The sequence below is a fragment of the Sinimarinibacterium arenosum genome (genome assembly GCF_005047655.1).
Taxonomy (GTDB): domain Bacteria; phylum Pseudomonadota; class Gammaproteobacteria; order Nevskiales; family Nevskiaceae; genus Solimonas.
This window is the reverse complement of the sequence record NZ_SUKF01000009.1, coordinates 113,319-129,929: the sequence shown is the minus strand read 5'-3', so window position 1 is coordinate 129,929 and position 16,611 is coordinate 113,319. Positions and strand designations below refer to the sequence as shown.

The 16,611-nt window shown below is 63.3% G+C and carries 15 protein-coding genes; 5 read left to right on the top strand and 10 right to left on the bottom strand.

Annotation, left to right across the window (positions count from 1 at the left end):
- Positions 1-140: 140 nt before the first annotated feature.
- The 4 genes from E4T66_RS21450 to recD2 form a co-directional block, all read right to left on the bottom strand.
- Positions 141-1,328, bottom strand: coding sequence for a hypothetical protein (locus tag E4T66_RS21450; RefSeq protein ID WP_169577700.1), 1,188 nt, complete (start codon positions 1,326-1,328; stop codon positions 141-143).
- 3 nt (positions 1,329-1,331) lie between these two features.
- Positions 1,332-2,624 (bottom strand): ParB/RepB/Spo0J family partition protein, encoded by a 1,293-nt coding sequence (locus E4T66_RS17860; RefSeq protein ID WP_136850802.1) that lies wholly within the window; start codon positions 2,622-2,624, stop codon positions 1,332-1,334.
- Positions 2,625-2,651: 27 nt separating this feature from the next.
- The gene (locus E4T66_RS17855) at positions 2,652-3,020 is read right to left on the bottom strand and encodes a hypothetical protein (RefSeq protein ID WP_211243014.1); all 369 of its coding nucleotides are present in this window, start codon (positions 3,018-3,020) and stop codon (positions 2,652-2,654) included.
- 65 nt (positions 3,021-3,085) lie between these two features.
- Positions 3,086-5,260 (bottom strand): SF1B family DNA helicase RecD2, encoded by a 2,175-nt coding sequence (gene recD2, locus E4T66_RS17850; RefSeq protein WP_136850798.1) that lies wholly within the window; start codon positions 5,258-5,260, stop codon positions 3,086-3,088.
- A 56-nt stretch (positions 5,261-5,316) separates the two neighbouring features.
- On the opposite strand from recD2, the gene E4T66_RS17845 reads away from it, so the two are divergent.
- Both E4T66_RS17845 and E4T66_RS17840 read left to right on the top strand, forming a co-directional pair.
- Positions 5,317-6,162, top strand: coding sequence for a hypothetical protein (locus E4T66_RS17845; protein WP_136850796.1), 846 nt, complete (start codon positions 5,317-5,319; stop codon positions 6,160-6,162).
- A 25-nt stretch (positions 6,163-6,187) separates the two neighbouring features.
- Positions 6,188-7,000, top strand: a complete 813-nt coding sequence (locus E4T66_RS17840; RefSeq protein ID WP_136850794.1) for a thioredoxin fold domain-containing protein — start codon at positions 6,188-6,190, stop codon at positions 6,998-7,000.
- 639 nt (positions 7,001-7,639) lie between these two features.
- On the opposite strand, the gene recA is transcribed toward E4T66_RS17840, so the two are convergent.
- Together recA and E4T66_RS17825 are read right to left on the bottom strand one after the other, a co-directional pair.
- The gene (gene recA / locus E4T66_RS17830) at positions 7,640-8,737 is read right to left on the bottom strand and encodes a recombinase RecA (protein WP_441347705.1); all 1,098 of its coding nucleotides are present in this window, start codon (positions 8,735-8,737) and stop codon (positions 7,640-7,642) included.
- A gap of 8 nt (positions 8,738-8,745) precedes the next feature.
- On the bottom strand, positions 8,746-9,081 hold the full coding sequence (locus tag E4T66_RS17825; RefSeq protein ID WP_136850790.1) for a hypothetical protein: 336 nt from the start codon (positions 9,079-9,081) through the stop codon (positions 8,746-8,748).
- Positions 9,082-9,256: 175 nt separating this feature from the next.
- Between E4T66_RS17825 and E4T66_RS17820 the strand changes: the two genes are divergently transcribed.
- The gene (locus E4T66_RS17820) at positions 9,257-10,306 is read left to right on the top strand and encodes a sigma-70 family RNA polymerase sigma factor (RefSeq protein ID WP_136850788.1); all 1,050 of its coding nucleotides are present in this window, start codon (positions 9,257-9,259) and stop codon (positions 10,304-10,306) included.
- A 10-nt stretch (positions 10,307-10,316) separates the two neighbouring features.
- Here E4T66_RS17820 and E4T66_RS17815 read toward each other — a convergent pair whose 3' ends face one another.
- From E4T66_RS17815 to E4T66_RS17800, 4 genes are all read right to left on the bottom strand, one after another.
- Entirely contained in the window at positions 10,317-10,898 is a 582-nt protein-coding gene (locus tag E4T66_RS17815) for a single-stranded DNA-binding protein (RefSeq protein WP_169577699.1), read from the bottom strand.
- Positions 10,898-11,296: a hypothetical protein gene (locus tag E4T66_RS17810; RefSeq protein ID WP_211243013.1), complete on the bottom strand. Its 399-nt coding sequence runs from the start codon at positions 11,294-11,296 to the stop codon at positions 10,898-10,900. Before E4T66_RS17810 ends, E4T66_RS17815 begins: the two co-directional genes overlap by 1 nt.
- Positions 11,297-11,320: 24 nt before the next feature.
- The gene (locus tag E4T66_RS17805) at positions 11,321-11,671 is read right to left on the bottom strand and encodes a protein-disulfide reductase DsbD domain-containing protein (RefSeq protein ID WP_136850782.1); all 351 of its coding nucleotides are present in this window, start codon (positions 11,669-11,671) and stop codon (positions 11,321-11,323) included.
- A 438-nt stretch (positions 11,672-12,109) separates the two neighbouring features.
- A complete protein-coding gene (locus tag E4T66_RS17800; RefSeq protein ID WP_169577698.1) occupies positions 12,110-13,516 on the bottom strand; it encodes a replication initiation protein in 1,407 nt (468 codons plus the stop codon).
- A gap of 365 nt (positions 13,517-13,881) precedes the next feature.
- Between E4T66_RS17800 and E4T66_RS17795 the strand changes: the two genes are divergently transcribed.
- The gene (locus E4T66_RS17795) at positions 13,882-14,937 is read left to right on the top strand and encodes a ParA family protein (RefSeq protein ID WP_136850778.1); all 1,056 of its coding nucleotides are present in this window, start codon (positions 13,882-13,884) and stop codon (positions 14,935-14,937) included.
- The gene (locus E4T66_RS17790) at positions 14,934-15,917 is read left to right on the top strand and encodes a ParB/RepB/Spo0J family partition protein (protein ID WP_136850776.1); all 984 of its coding nucleotides are present in this window, start codon (positions 14,934-14,936) and stop codon (positions 15,915-15,917) included. The genes E4T66_RS17795 and E4T66_RS17790 overlap by 4 nt, the downstream gene beginning before the upstream one ends.
- The last annotated feature ends 694 nt before the right edge of the window (positions 15,918-16,611 follow it).

Genomic DNA, 16,611 nt, shown 5'->3' with positions numbered 1-16,611 from the left:
TCAACATCACTAGGGACTGTTGAGGGCCTATGTGCCTGATGCCTCGCTAGGGAGAACAATCAAGCTGTGAAAAAATCTTGGCTAAAAACTTATCACCGGGGCCGGGGCGCGTCAACACGGGCCCCGGCCCTTCACGCGTGTCAGAACAAGGTGCCTTCCCGATCCATGATCGACGGCTTCAGCCCGAAGCGTTTGGACACGTCGTTCTGGAATGTGACCGCACCGGTGTATTCATAGAATCGCCCGACCATGAGTGCATTACTCCCATCGGCCAGAACCTGCGGCGTTGGGGACAGCCCGTTGGCGGTAAGAAACTTGGACATGCGGGTGGCGGTCGCCTCATCCCCAAACACCAGTACAACGTCATAGGGTGCACGGTTGACCGCAGCGTCGTCCGGTACCGGTGCGTCTTTCGTCAGACGCGAGAGGACACTGGCATCCGGGGTTGAGGGGCGCGCGCCCGTCTTCACGGGTGCCGATGGCGGTGCAATATCCAGGTCGCCTGCAGCCACCATGTCATTGATTGCACGCCGCGCAGCGACCGCGATCTTTTTCGACACTGCCGCCTCTACGTTGTCGTCGATCCGCTTTGCGATCGCCGCATTGTCTGCCTTGATCGCTTCAGCCGACGCTTCGACCTGGGCCAGGCTCTTGGTGGTCGCCTTCGCCGCTTCGGAGGCGCCCTGCGCCAGCTCGCGCACCGATGTGATCTGCGACGGCAGCGCCGCAACACTGGTTTTGGTTTCGGCGACGGTGCTCTCGATCTCGCCCATGCGCGTCGTGGTCGCCTTCGCAGCTTCGGAAGCCCCCTGCGCCAGCTCGCGCACCGACGCCAGCTGACTGGGCACGTCTGATGTCGACGCCCGCAGCTCTGTCACCGAAGTCACCACCGTCGCGAGCTGCTGATTGATATCCGAAAGGCCCTCGCGATTGGCCTGGGTCGCACGCTGGCTGTCCTCAGTCGCCGTTTGTAGCTTTGCGACGGCATCGGCGAGTGTCGCAATCTTCTGTCCAAGCGCTTCAAGATCGGCCGTCGTCACGCTCCGCTTGAGCCCGGCCTCCAGCTGCGCGTCGACGCTTTCCCGAAACTGCCCCATTTCCGTCCGCGAGGCGTCATCGACCTTCGCAAGCCGGCTGGTCAGTGAGACAACGGACTCTTCGGCTGTCGCCAATCGGGACTGCACCAGGCCCAGCTGTTTGCGAAGCTGATCCGTTTCGCCGCCCAGACGTTCGATCGTCGCTGCGTCTCGGGTCGCGTCGGCCGCGTGCGCCGGAGCCAGTCCGAGTAGCAGAACCGCTGACAGGGCCAATCCAGTGAATGTACGCATGATTTATGGGTTCCTTGAAAGCGAGAGCAACACGGCTCCCGTCACAGACAGATCGAGCACTTCGATGCGGCCGTCCGCAAAGACCACTGCGGCGTTGGTGCCTACCGACCGCGGATCGGTCAAAAGGAGCGTCACGACCTCCTCCCCGATCCGAACGCCCAACTCGGTAACCGGCCCCTGGCTCGTCGAAAAGCCGCCCGGCGCCGCGGCCGGGAATTGCGTATACGCAACGCCCTCCCCCCGTTCGGGTGCCACCATGGACTCCGGAATCGTGGAGGCCCGGCGGGTGGACGTTGAGGGGGCGGGATCGGAATTCGCCCCGGCGGACGCCGGCTGAGGCGCTTCCTCGACTGGGGGCGGCGTCGGCTGTCCGGGATCGAACGTCTCAACAATCACCTCAACCGTCGTGTCGCCACCGGAGGCAGGCTCGGCGCCATGGTCAGGGCCAGCCGCATCCTGCTCTGGGGGCACAGCGGGTTGCTCGGGAGCCGCAGGCTCGATGGCTTTGGGATCCGGTCGCAATCCGAGGGATTGCGCGCTCAGACCCACCACATCGAGACGGGCAAGGATGTCCCCGGGTCCAAACCCGTTCTTCAGTGCCCAGCCGACCTCGCGGGCGAGGTGCAGCGAGATGAGATCCCCTTCAGTTGCCCGGACAAACAGTGCCGGGTCCTCCAGCTCCGCCATCGCCGCAAGAAGTCCCGCCAACTCCGGGTTGCGGGTGCGACCATCGCGTAACACCTTGCGAACGGGCTCCGGCGCGGAGTTGATCGCGAGCAGGCGCGAAAAGGACGCCTGGGGGTAACCCATGTCCTCAGCGACCTGGCGATTGTTCTTTCCCCGCGCGCGACCCAACTCCAAGGTCATCAGCGCATTGGCTGCTTCCTCTTCGACATCCAGGGCATACCGCTGCCGGTTCTCGGCCGTTTGGATCAGACGAATCTCGTACGGATCCTGGGTCGAGATCACCGAGCACTCGGCACGGGTGCGTTTCAGCAGGCGCAGGGCCATCCACCGCTGTTCGCCGGCGACGATGTAGTATTTCTCGGGCTCCCGCGCACTCCGCGACGAGCCCTCATCTGCCTCCGCGAGTCGAACCACCATCGGGTGAAGCAGGAACCCTGTCGTCTCGATGCTACGGGCGAGATCCTCGATGGCCTGTGGATCAAAGTGCCTTCGAGGCTGCTGCGGATCGGGAATCAACTGAGAAAGGTTAAGGGTGCGCACATATTGCGTCGCATCGCGCTTCACCCCCACATCAAGTCCCGCGTCACCCATCAGACTGCTTCCGCGCATGCCCCTCTCCTGCGTGATCTGATCGGCTTAGACGACGGGGTTGACCACGGGCCCAACCAGGCCCAAAACACCCCGAAACGCGGACACTTCTGCCGGCGGGGGCAGCAGCGGGTTCTGCTGGGCCAGCCAGGCAGCGACCGAGGCAGTCCGTTCCCGGTCCGCAGCGCCCACCGCAGTGACCGCCTGGTCCCGGAGTCCGTTGAAGGTCTTGCGCACCGCAGCGTGGGTGTCGCGACCGAAGCGCACCAGCAGCGCCTGGCGCTCAGGCAGGGCGAACGCATGCAGCGCGCGCACGAACCACGACTCCCACTTCTGATGGGCGCGGCGGGCACCGGACGGCAGCGCCAAGGCCGCCTTGGGCCCCAGCGGGGCGCCATGACCGAATCCAGCTGTCACTTGATTGAAATGTGTATCCATGCCCCGTATACGACAGGCGAAACGCTAACTGACTAACTTCGGCCTCAGCGGGCCGCCAACGCCCGTCGTGCTCCGGTTTGCAACCGCCATCGCAGCAGGGTGTGACGCACCCTCGGCGGCCGAGTCGCCGCTTCCGCAATCAGTTTGCTCGGGCCAATCACCGCGAGCTCGGATTTGGCGCGGGTCAGGGCTGTAAACAGAATCTGGCGGTCCAGCATGTGGCGGTTGTAGGCCGCAACCGGGAAGACCTCGCCCGGGTACTCGCTACCTTGGCTGCGATGGGTCGAGATTGCCCACCCCAAGCGCAGGTTGCGTAACCGATCGGCCGTGTACTCGATTCTCCGGTCGCCGAAACGCACCGTCACAATGGACTTGCGCTCATCGATCTCCACGACATGGCCTATGGCGCCGTTGAAGACATTCAGGATGTAGTCGTTCTTGGTCTGGATGACCTTGCTGCCGACCTGCAGCAGGTGCGTAGGCGTCTGCAGCTTTGCTTTGCCCATGCCCGGCGCGAACGCCTGCACGGCATCGTTCATGGCATCCACGCCGATGAGGCCCTTGTTCATGACGCTCAGGGCCTGAACATCGGTTCGGAGGTCGTAACCCGACTTTGGGAATACCGTGCGCAGCTGCTCAAGCGCCACGCGAGCAGCGTCCTCCGCGGTCGGGGCCTCGTAGAACCGGTACTCGCGCGACATTCCCGAAAAGTCCGGAGCCTGGCCCCGCCGGATCAGCAGCGCGTTGTGAATGATCTCCGACCCCGCCCCCTGCCGGTAGACCGTCTCGAACCGCGTCACGGGCAGAACGCCCGAGGTGATGAGGTCCGCCAGGACGTTCCCGGGGCCGACCGACGGCAACTGATCAACATCGCCAACGATCAGCAGCTGCGCGTCGTCGGGCAGCGCCATCAATACCGCGTGCAGCAACGGCAGGTCGACCATGGAGCCCTCATCCAGGATCAGAAACTTCACCGGGAGGCGATTGTCCTCGCCATAGGTGAATTCGCCGGTCGGCTTGTAGCCGAGCAGACTGTGCAGCGTTGAAGCCGTCAGCCCGGTGGCCAGCCGCATACGCTCCGCCGCAGCACCCGTGGGCGCGGCCAAGGTGACGCGGTCATGCCCGATCAGGTCCACAAGCACCGCCAGGGCCGCAGATTTCCCGGTTCCGGGGAATCCGGTAATGACGGAGATGCGGGACGTCAGCGCCAGCGAGACGCCCGTCCGCTGGCGCCAGTCCAACGGCACTCCGCGCGCCCGTGCGAACCGGGAGATGCGCTGATCGATCGCGCCCAGGTCGGACGCATCCAGCGGGGAGGCCAGCCGCCGCAGCAGGGCCGTGGCGACTGCCTCCTCCATCTCGGCCATGGCCCGGCGCATGACATAGAGTCCGTCCTCGGCCTCGACGCTCGTCGTCTCTCCGGACAAAACCGCATTGAGGCGTTCGCGCGCGACCGCTTGCCGATCGACCCCCGTGAGCTCGGACACCTTGGACTCCAGCAGATCCAGCGGCAAGGCACAGTGGCCAGAGCTCTCCGCGTCCCTCAGTACCCACAGCGCTGCGGCGGACAGGCGCTCCGGGCTGTCTGGCTTCATGCCATTGGCCAGCGCAACGCTGTCGGCGCGCTTGAAACCGAACCCGGGAATCGACCCGGTAAAGCCGTAGGGGTTGTCCTTGATCATCGACGCGGCCTGGCCGCCGAACACCTGCACGGCTTTTTGCGCCATCGCGGGCCCCATCACCTGGTTCAGATCCGACAGCACGGGAGCCTCCATGCGCATCGGCAGCAGCGCATCCTGCAGTGCCCGCGCACGCCGGAGCCCGACGCCATGCACCTTGGCCACCCGATCCGGGGACTCCATCAGGATGTTGAGTGTTTCCGACCCGAAAGCCCCGACCAGGCGTTCCGCGATCCCTCGCCCGATTCCGATGAACGCGCCGCTGGCCAGGAACTTGATGATCCCATCGGGGTGGGATGGCAGGTTATTCCGGATGAATGACGCCTTGAACTCCTTGCCGCGCCGACCCTGAACCCACTGCCCGCGCGCTTCCAGGAAGTTCCCAGCCGCCAGGTTGCCGATCACCCCGGTCACAACGCGGTCCTCCCCCGAAAGGGCCTCGCGCACTTTCAGGATGCCCCAGCCGGAATCCTCCTTCCGGAAAAGGACTTCTGTGACCTCGCCCTGCAAGGTGGTCGGCGCTGCCTGTCCGCTTGTCATCGTGCACCTCTATCGCGTTCCGTCCTGCAAACGGGCAATCGTTACGTCTAAGGGGCATGACGGCCGAAGCCCACGCCTATCGACATATCCCGCACCCGATGTGGCCTGGTGCCCATGAGGCAGTGCGTCGGTTCCGCAACGATTCTGGTGCGACGGTCGTTCTCAGCACCGACGCATTGGAGCTATTGCTGGAGGAATCCGATCTCGATGACTCCATACACGCGGCCCACATCTTCCCTTTAGACGCGGCCAACGCCTATTACGGCTTCGGCGTGAGCCAGGCCGTGGTCGGATGGTCGATCGCGCAGTCCCGTACCGGGCAAATGAAGCGCATCGACGGCACCTACTGTGCAAGCAAGGCCGTCGACGCGATCGCCATGTCCGTCGACGAAAGGGCGCGGTTCAACCTGGAACCCACCCTGTGCGAAGTGCATCGCCTGCACGTCGTGGACCGCGTCGCCGACTCCCCCGCCTGCAACCTGGTCCCGATTGATCTGGTGCTGCAGGATCCCGGTGAGTCGGTCAACCGGCTCATCACCCGCACGCTGCAGGCCAACCAATCTGCGGCTAACGCCCTGGGCGGGGAACGTTTCGATGGCTTTTGCAGGCACCTGTTCAAGCTGTGGCTCTATCTGTCGGCTGAGCCTGAGGTGCATCGGACCGAGCCGGCGCCGCCCCCCGCCGGCTTCGTCGCATCAACCGTCCTTTCGCCCTTCACCACGTTGAAGGTTGGCCCCACGCAACTTGAGCGTCTGCTGACCCCCCGAGCACTTCACGACGACGCAATTGCCGTGTGGCGCCGAGGGCGATTCAGCGTGTCCGGGGGCGACGCGGCCGACCAGGTTTCATTGCGGTGGCTCCACCCGGCGCTGGAGCGTCGGGATCCGTCGCAACCTTTTTGAGCATTGCCCCACGAGGAAATACACCATGAAACATCCGATTCATTTCACCGCAGTGCTCCTTGCCTGCTCACTGATGTCGGCTTGCGCTGTCGCTGGCACCGCCGCAGAAGTCACGCCCGTCCCGGAGATCGCGCCCAACGCGGCCGTCAGCAAGGCCCTCGAGCTGAATCATGCGACGGCGGAGAAATCCTTCAAGGTCAACGATCAGATCATCGGATTCACTGTGAACTCACCGCGCGGCCGCGGGGTGATCTACCAGGTCGGAGACGACTACGCGGTGATCGGCACCCTGTTCGGGAACGAGGGTCAGAATCTGACGGCGACACACACCAGCGAGCATGTGTTCGACCTGGCCGCCGGATTCAAGAAGCTGAAGAACGACGCCAAGACCGTCACCGAGAAGGGCAGCCCGGTAGTGGATGTCTGGGGCGTCTATGAGCCGCACTGCCCGTACTGCGCGATGGCGATCCTCGACTTCCACGCCAAGGGAATCAATATCCACTGGGTGCCGGTGATGTTTCTGGATCCGAACAGCGCCGACATCATGGCCGCTGTCTGGGCTGCAAAGGACCCTGCGAGCGTGCTGCGCGACGCGGCGACGGCCAAGTCTGCAGGCACCCTGGATCAGTTCATTGCTGCGCACCCGGTATCCGACAAAGCCAAGGCCGAGACCGGCGTGTTGCTTCAGCAGCAGTACAACTGGATGCAGCTGGCCGGGCTTCAGGGCACGCCGGCGTTCGTCATGGAAGTCGACGGCAAACCCATGGTGGCGACGATCGAGCAGGTGGTTGCCAAGTACGGTCGCGCCGAAGCTGCGGCGACAACCCCCACCCCCTAAGTTGCTACTCCAACTCCAGAACGCCCCCGAACTCCGGGGGCGTTTTTGTTTTCGGCTACCACTGGGCGCCCGAGCGGGCTATTCGGCCTTTGCCCCACAAATGGGTGACCAGCCTATGTCGGAATCCATGCCTAATCCCCAGCCTCACGGGTCCATGTGTTCGCAACGCCTATGACTGGAGCGGCTCACACGGTGAGGCTGTGGCTGACACGGTTCGCGTTTCGACGGATGCCGTTGGTACCGCGGCTTTCGCCGCTGTCCTTCGGTGGGTGTCACCCTCCACGCGCATAAGTTCGGCCCCTCCTGGGCCTACGCCGATTTCTGCGAGTGTACGCAGTCCCTCGGCAAGGATGTTGTTCGCGGCGTTGACGTCGCGATCGTGAGTCGTGCTGCAACTGGGCGGAACCGCCCGGCATGGATCTCTTGAAAATCTCCGCTGCGTCGCTCTGCTGCCAGCCTACAGATCCACTGTCTCAAAACCTGAGCCCGTGAAGTTCCGGCTACGCATCCGCTCCGGCGGGCGCGAAACGTCCGTGTTTCGGCCATTGCGATCTCCAAGCCCCTCGCCAAAAACGGTTCACTTGCCCCGCACCCTAGCAGGCCCCGATTACATCGGGGGCCTGCTGGAATGTCCAGGCCTTAGTGAACGGACAGGTCCCCCGGCTCCTCGGCATCGCCGGCATCGCCGGCATCGCGTTCCTCCAGCGGCACCGCTTCTGCCGGCGAAGCGGACAGCTGCTGCACCACCCGATCAACGACCTCGGGATGCTCACGCAGCCATTCAACGGCCTTGGCCTGGCCCTGCCCGATCTTCTGGCCGTCCAGCGAAAACCAGGAACCGGACTTCTCGAAAATGCCGGCTTCGACGCCGAGCGAAAGCGCCTCGGTCGCCGGACAGAACCCGCGGTCATAGAACACCGGAACCATGGCCTGCTTGAACGGGGCGGCTACCTTGTTCTTCACCACCTTGACCTTCATCACATGACCGATCATCTGGTCGCCTTCCTTGATCGCCTCCGCCCGGCGCACGTCCAGGCGGACGGATGCGTAGAACTTCAGGGCGTTGCCACCGGTGGTGGTTTCGGGCGAGCCGTACATCACACCGATCTTCATGCGGATCTGATTGATGAAGATCACCATGCACTTCGAGTTGGCGATCGCGGCAGTCAACTTGCGTAAAGCTTGGGAAAGCAATCTAGCATGGAGCCCAACATGGCTATCGCCCATCTCACCTTCGATTTCAGCCCTGGGCACCAGCGCCGCAACCGAGTCGACGACGATGACGTCGACCGCTCCGGAGCGCACGAGAATTTCCGTGATCTCCAACGCCGCTTCGCCGTTGTCGGGTTGCGACAGCACCAGGTCTTCGACGTTCACCCCCAGCTTGCGCGCCCAACCGGGATCCAGTGCGTGCTCGGCATCAATGAACGCACCGACCCCGCCGGCGCGCTGCGCCTGGGCCAGCGCCTGCAGCGCCAGCGAAGTCTTGCCCGAGGACTCGGGGCCATAGATTTCAATGACGCGACCGCGCGGCAAGCCGTTAATGCCAAGCGCACGGTTCAGTGCCAGCGAACCGCTGGACATCGCTTCAACGTTAATGCTGGCCGCCGACCCGAGCGTCATGATCGTGCCGCGGCCGTACTTCTTCTCCAGCTGATTCATCGCGGCGCGCAATGCGTCCATCTTTGCTGCATTTTGCAGTGTGCTCATGTTCGTGCTCCTGTTGGAAATAGAGATGTGACAGTTCAAAACGTACGCGGACGAACGCGCCCCGCAACAAACCAGCGGGCGCCACTGATATCCGCGGTGACCTCGAGCTGATGACCGCCGTCAGGGTCCGGCACCGCCACCTGGAATCGCGACATCTCCCCGGCCGCTGACACCGCATGCTGTTCGATCCGCACCGGCATGCCATCGCCAATGGGCAACTCGTAGGTCCGTTCGGACCCGCCCAGCTCGAAAACCAGCTGACAGTTATTGACCCCGATGCAGATCGCCTCGTGAGGCACCTCCAGCGGGATCACGACGACGCCATCCGGAGAGAGCGGGAAAACGTGGCACTGGGTTGATTCCATATTCATACAGGCTCCACAGGTGTGATTGACCTCCCCACCCTGCCCATCCGAAGGCGCCCCGCAACCGCCATGGGAGAACCAAAGTCGGAGCCTGACGGCGAATGAAATAGGGCCCGGACGGGGCCTTGCGGAGCCACCCTTCGATTCATACGGTCGGGAAAACGAATCAGGAATTCTCGACATGACGGGCCACGACTCACCGACAAAATCCCCGCCGAAAGGCACCCCCGGTCGCCGGACGGCGCCGGCACGCAAGGTGCCCGTGACCGACACGTCCAGCTCGCTCTGGACCGCACTGCCCCCGGCCCAAAGCAACGAGGAGCGTGAATCGCTCATCCGCCAGATCATTCAGGCCCGCACTTCCCTGTGGATGCTCCTTTCCACGGAGGTCAGCACCTGGCGTGAACTGCGGACGATGGTTCTGGATACGCAGCCCGCGCAGATGCCGGCGTTGCTGGAGCGCCCCGGCGGTGATGACCGGGCCGCGGCCTTGTCCGCAATCGATCGGGCGTTGACCGGGAAGTCGGCCCGTGGCTTGGCGGCCGCGGCGCGCCTGGTGGTGCCGCGCCATCAAACCCTGCTCGCGCTGATCCGCAAGCTCGGGGCACAAGGTCTGAGCACGCCCGACGGCGTAGGCCCGGTGACCCAGCGCCTCGCGCGCATGGAAAATACCCTCATGAGCGGAAGCGCCCGACTGGCTGCGCACCTGGTGCGCAAGGCGGCCGGCACCTGCGTGACCGACACCCACGAGGACTTGTTGCAGGAAGCACTGCTCGGCATGCAGGACGCGTATCGCCGTCTGAGCGAGGACACGATGCAGTTCTCGACCAGCTACGCGGTCACCTATGCAAAGCACCGAATCCGGGATGAGCTGACCCGCCAGCGCGGCATCAGCCGCCGCTCATCGTCCGATGACGTTGCACCGCAGTTCATCTCCCTCAGCCACGTCATCGAGGGCACGGACGATCTAACGCTTGAGGAGACGCTCGGCCTGGCCGACAGCTTCGACTGGGCAGAGATCGATGCCGAGTGCGACATCGTCTCGCTACGGCGCCAACTCGGCGAGTTGCCGACCCTTCAGCATCAGATCCTGCGCGCGGCGTTCCAGCTGGATGGGCAGGACCCGATTGCGCCCAGCACCATCGCGCGAGCGCTGAAGGTTCCCGTCAGTGAGGTCATCGAGCAGGCACATAGCGCAGTCGATCTGCTGCGTCGGCAGCTCGCCGCCTGAGCTGGGCGAATTAGAAGCTGTGCCCGTAAGCGATCGAGCTCTCCTCCGCATCGCCCTGGGTGGGCGCGTGGCTTCCCGGCGCGGGTGTTTGCTCAGGCTCTGGCTCAGGATTCGGGGACGCAAGCTCAGCGCTTGATTCGGAACCGTCCGGGACCGAAGACGGCGCCTCTGCCAGCTCGGCATCAGACGCGGGCTGCGCCTGCTCGGCTTTCGGCGCCGTGTCCTCCTCCGGTGGGGATTCAGACGGCGCTCGCAGCACGCGGATCAGCCGAACATCGACGTCGACAGCAACCTGGGTTGTTCCCGCCCGATCCTTGAAGGTCTGGGGGCGCTGGACCCCCTGAAGATAGACATAGGCCCCCTTGGGGACCTCCATCAACTGCGTACCGATCTCTCCGGATGCCGACAGCCTGTGCCAGCTATCACGGGATCGCGGCGCGTTTGTGGTTCGGTCAGTCCAGGTCTCGGTCGTGACCAAGCGTGCCCGCACCAGCAGCGTTCCATCGGGAAGCGGTACCTCCTCAGGGATCGTGCCGAGTGTTCCAAGGAGGATGGCGAGGTTGACCGTTGGATTTGTTGGGGCCCCGGACATCAGACCACCGCAAGCCATTCCTTGGGGGCCGGCCCGCCGTAGTACCGCGAATCCCCGATCTCCCCAAGCATGTTGTATTCGGAGCGCGCGGCGTAGGGGCGGTGAATCTGCTGAACCTCGTACTGAGACTCTGCGATCAGGCGGATGCCGTACTCCTGCCCCAGCGTTCCATGCTCGGCGATCACGTCCGCGAGCAGATCCGAGAGCACCGAATCGAGGGGCGCAGACGTTCGATACAGAAGGATGCGGTTCTGAAGATGGATGGCAACACAGTCTTCGGGCAAGGGCTCATCACACTGCTCCACCTCGCTCACAAAGGCGAACACGGCGGGCCCAGAGAATCCGGCCCCGTCATCGTATTCTCCGGCCATCGAAGGATCGTCTATTTCGGGATACATGGCTGTGGTAGGTCTCTGAGGGGGCTAGCAGGTCAAGGTGACGGCCACGGGGGGAAGGCAGGTCAAAGCGACCTCGTCACACCCCTGGTAGCTCAACTCAATCGGTCCGGGTTTCAGCGGCCCCGCTTCGAGGTAGAGCTGTCTGCGAAAGACATCCTCGCTGGTGCCGGCAAATTCGGCGTGCTCCGCCCGGGGCATGCGCATCGTCAATGCCTCGCCGCCCTGACGAACGGAGATGCTGTCCTTGGCCAGGAAGTAATTCGGCGCAATGGCGATCAGGACTCGGGCACGGTCCGAGCATTCAAGCACCTCGGCCGTAAATGCGGCATTCGGTATTGCAGTCATGAGCTGAGCGGCGACGACTATCGACAGCATGCGGGCATCCCGTAGGTGGTGTGTCAGCCTATAGACGCGTCGATGTGTCACCGCGCTGCCAACGCATCCACCCGGATGGCAAATGAACCGGCTATCGACCCAGGGCTATCAAACGCCCCGCGTGGACCGCGAATGTGCAAACGGTCCTGGCGCCAGACACCACCGCCCACACTTCGGCCCCGGGGCGGGAGGGAACGCTGGCGCGGGCACAGCGCACGCCGGTATACGCCGCTCGGTCGGAGCGAAAAGTCCCAAGCTGCCTGTCTCCGGTCCCGGAGATCCCATCTACCGTAAGCGACCGCCCGCACACATTGATCACGGGACCGTTGGCGGCAATGAGGGACTGCAGTTGGTCGGTAGCGCTGGGCACTGGAGTTTTCATCCGGAATCTCGGTAAGTGATAACTCACCATATCCACGCCCCGCCTCCCCCGCTCCATTACGAAGCGGGAGCGTAGGCATCCCAGTGCGAGGCGATGTATTCCTGCAGTTCCGTACGCGTCGGCGCCGGAATTGCAAAGTGGTCCACAAGGAAGTTGCGAAACATCGCCGCGACGCGTGGATTTTCGAACCCGCCCGCATTGAATGCGGTGGCCACCTGTTGGCCGAACGCTCCCGTAGGCAGGCCGTCCGCGAAGACCTGTCGCACCTCACGTCGCTTGCGTTCTGGCAACGCATCAAACATCGCCATCGCCTTGTCACGCCGGAAGTCCGCCGGCGCCAACTGCTCGGCCGTGGACTTGGCCTCTCGGAGTCGGGCTTCGGCGGCGTGGTGCAGCGCAACGCGGGCCACCTCGGACTGCTTGGCCGCCTCGAGCAACGCTCCTTCTGCGCGCTCGGCCGCAAAATTCCCTTCCAGTGCGGCGCGCAAAAATCCCGGCGGATCTTCAATCACATAACCTGACGATCCCTTGCCCGTCATGAACTCCAGCTGCTGTGCCAGATAGTCGGGCTCATAGTTCTCGGCAAAACTGGTGGCCGTCTTCACGGGGATTCCAAGCCGCATCATCTTCTCGATCAGCGGCGCGGCCTTCGGCGACAGAATCAGTTTGCGCTGCGCTTGACGCCGGATCAGGAAATCCCACCCCAAAATGCGTTTGCCGTCTCGCCGCGGCCGTTCAATCGTCACCTGTATATCGGTGATCTGTTCAATGGCGGTCAGCGCCGGCGTGAGGATACGGGATACAAAGTGCCCGACCTTCTTGTAGAGGCCCGAATCGATATCGAGCATGGCCTTCATCTCGTCGACCGTCAGGCTGCAGCGACCGCGGAACAGGTAGCTGCGGAAAATCTCATAGAGTCGCCAGTGATATGGCGAGCGCAGCTCAATAACGTACATCAGCTGTTTGGAGGTGTAGCGCTCCTTGAGGTCAAGCAGGTACGGCATCAGGTCGCCATTCAGGCGCATCAACAGATGACCGCCGACCTTGCCGCAGGTTGGCGCCCAGCGCAGTCGCAACCGCTCCCCTCGCCCGTTGTTGATTGGCAACACGACTTGGGCGTCGAAGAGCTCGTCGGCCGCGAGCTCGATTTCCTTGTAGATGTTCTTTGACGAGGCCAGCGCCGGGAATGTCTCGGCGATGTGCGACAGCGCGATCCGCATCAGCGGAAACTGGCCACTATCCCGAGTCGTCTTGGTGTCGAGTTGTGAAACGTAGAACGCCATGACGCGCATCGCGTTGATCGACAGGTTGTAGTGCGCGCGAACCAGGTCGTTGGATGTGCGAATGGTTGCGGCAATGTCAGGGACCCCAGATGCAAGCGCCGTGATGAGTTCGTCATCACTGGGCAGCCGCTCGACAAGCCCATGCGGTCTCCGGACTGTTTCCGGCGCGCGCTCAATCACCGGCGGTGAAGCATCCTCCGCCAGCCCAGACGTTTTGACTCTAATTGCGCGACGTGTTCCCATCTATCACAGTCACATCAGGTCTTGTGATTGTGATCGTAGAGTGATGGAATACCGGCGAACTTGCAACCCGGATTATGTGATTGCAGCGGGGCGCCCGGAAGTTGTGATTGGGTAGACCCGGAAACCGTGATTCGTGACCGCAGAGCCCGGCAAATGTGAGAAATAGCCCGGAATCTGTGATCGCAAACCCGGAAGTTGTGACCGACGGCCCCGTAACTAATTGTTATCGTAAAGAATTCCAAGCTTGTAATGCTTTTAATCTTGAAGTGAAAAAGCTGCAAGCCCGTACCCAGGAGTAAAGCATGGAACCTCAAAGCGCACGCTACCCTGTTGTCCTTACCGTGGCTCAGCAGAAAGGGGGCGTCGGCAAAACAACGCTCGCGCGTCTTCTCGCTGTTTATGCTTCCCGAGAGGATCTCCTCGGAAAGCGCGTCCTGCTGATCGACTTCGACTACCAGGCGTCCCTTTCAAAGCTCTCGCTCAACGGCATGAAAGTCGACGACTACGGCGCCGAGCCCCCGATCCATCCCGAATACGATCCCGAAGAGGACGTCGAATGGAATGGGCGCAGTTCAAGCGCCGACATTTTCTTCGACGGGTTCGCGGTGCCCTACCCGGTCGAGCTGCCGTACCCGATCGAGAATCTCCAGATTCTGCCTGCGCACAAAGCGGGCTTGCAGCGCGTTGAGGAGCAGGATCGCACGAAGCTGCGTGAGATGGTGATCAACCGCCTCCACGCCTTCCTGTCCGATGAAGACGTCTGTGACAACTTTGACCTCGTGATCATCGACACCGGCCCTAAAGACTCCCCCCTGGTCCGAGCCGCCATTCGTGCCGCAACGCACATGGTGATTCCGCTGACCATGGAGGCACAGTGCATTGATGGTCTGTCCGAGATGCTGGGATTGTGGCGACTCGAGTTGTCTGCGCGCCCCCAGAATCGCCCGCTGGACATGGTGGGCCTGGTCATCAACCACTTCGACGCCCGTTATTCCACGCACAACGCCTACTTGTCCCAGCTGAACTCGGACGAGCGCATTTCGCCACTGCTGATCGACACGATCCTTCCGCGGCGCGCGGCGGTTACTGACCGGGACACCAAGGGCACGCCGGCCGCCGTGACATTCGATCTGCCGCGATCGATGGACATTCGAGCGCGGTCGCTTGAGCTGTGCGCAAAGATTTGTTCGGTGCTTTTCCCAGAGGAAGCCGAGCGCCTGAAGACCCTTGAGCCGGATGACGCCTACCTGCTGGCAAACCGTGAGCGCAAGGCCGGGCGGGAAGCAAGCGCCGATGAGTCGTCGGTGGGCGTGGAAGCGCCGACGGCGGATGCGGTAGACACGGGAGTGCAGGTATGAGCGGCATGAAGCTGAAGTTGGGCGGCAAAGCCGCACGCATTGCAGCGGCCCAGCAACACACGGACTTGATCGGTCAGCAGGTCGCAACGCCGGTGCGCCGAAACGAATTCGCCGACATCGCCCATATCCCGGTGGACTCGGTTCGGCCCGATCACGATCAGAGCCGCCGACTCGGAGTCACGCTGGAGATGTTGCGCGACCCGGAATCTGTGACCGATCCGGCGCTGCGAGCAAAAGTCGAGTCGATCATTCAACTGGCCGACACCATGAAATCGGCGGACCAGCGCAATCCGATCGAGGTGTATCGGGACGGGGGCGTGTACCGATTGCTGTCCGGGGAGCGTCGATGGTGGGCCGCCCAGGTGGCCGGGCTGGAACGCATCGCCGCCAAAATCCTGCCGGACCGGCCCACAGAACTGCGACTGAAGCAGCTCGTCGAAAACGTCCAGCGCGAGGACCTGACAACCCCGGAGCTGTTCCATGGCCTGCGCGCAGTGGTCGAGGAAGCCGCCGCCAATGAGGCTCCCATCACCGGGGCGATCCCCCTTGGCCAGCGGGTCGGCTTGTCACGCACGGCGGCCTTCCGCTGGTGGTCGGTGCTCACTGGCCCGTCCGATGTCTCCGCGGCACTGGAAGCAGGGCACATTGGCCTGCGAGCCGCCGAGGCGGCGGTGAAAATCGCGGACCCGGAAGAACGGGCAGCGTTCGTGGAGCAGGCACGCCAAAGCGAAGGGTCAGTAGAAGATCTGACGGCGCGCCGCAAGATCATGGAGGCGGCGGCACCGCCCAAGAAGGCACAGCGGGGGCGGCCGAAGTCGATCGCCCTCGGCAGCGTTCGCAGCCAATCCGTGGCGCGCTATGTCATGACCAAGGTGTTAGGGCGAGAGCCCGCGGACGTGAACTGGGACGATCCAAAGGCCGTGACGGAAGCGTTCAAGGCGATGCTGAAGGAGCTGGAAAAGGAGCTGCAAACCAAGTAGTCCCCGCGGGGACTCGAATCAGAGAATCACGCAAAAACAAGTAGTTGGGTGCAGGGCAGGGGGTATTTTCGGGGTCGAAAATACCCCCTTCTCTTTTCCGGAGCGGTCCCCCCCGCCTTTGCCCGCGCGACTGCGCAGGACGTTTGTAACGATCACAAATTCCGGGCCCATTACGGGGGAGGCGGGGCGGGCACCGGAGGCGACCACGAACCAGCGGCGACGCCGCGCGGGATCAGAATGCGTGGATCACACGAGCGGATCGCCCGCCGCCGTGGCCCCGGAAACCGTGATCGAATAGCTGCCGTCCCAAGAGTTGCCCACGGGGTCTGGCGTGCCTACGCCGTGAGAGAACCGGCAGGGAATGTCATGGTCCTGCTGTGTGAGCGGAGAGGGCTCACGTCCTTGCGAGACCGAAGGCGGGTGCTCGGCGTCTCACACCTGCCCGCGGGCGCGCCCGACCCCAGTCCGCAAAGCGCGTCCAGAATCGGAGGGAACTGCTGGCCGATCCTCGCGGCACGGTGAGGAAGGGAGGGACGCGGTTCGCGTTGCCGAAAACTCGCTGGAACGCGGACGTTTCGGGCCTGCCGGAGCGGATGCGTAGCCGGAACTTCACGGGCTCAGGTTTTGAGCCTGTGAATCTGTAGGCTGGCAGCAGAGCGACGCAGCGGAGATTTTCAAGAGATCCATGCCGGAC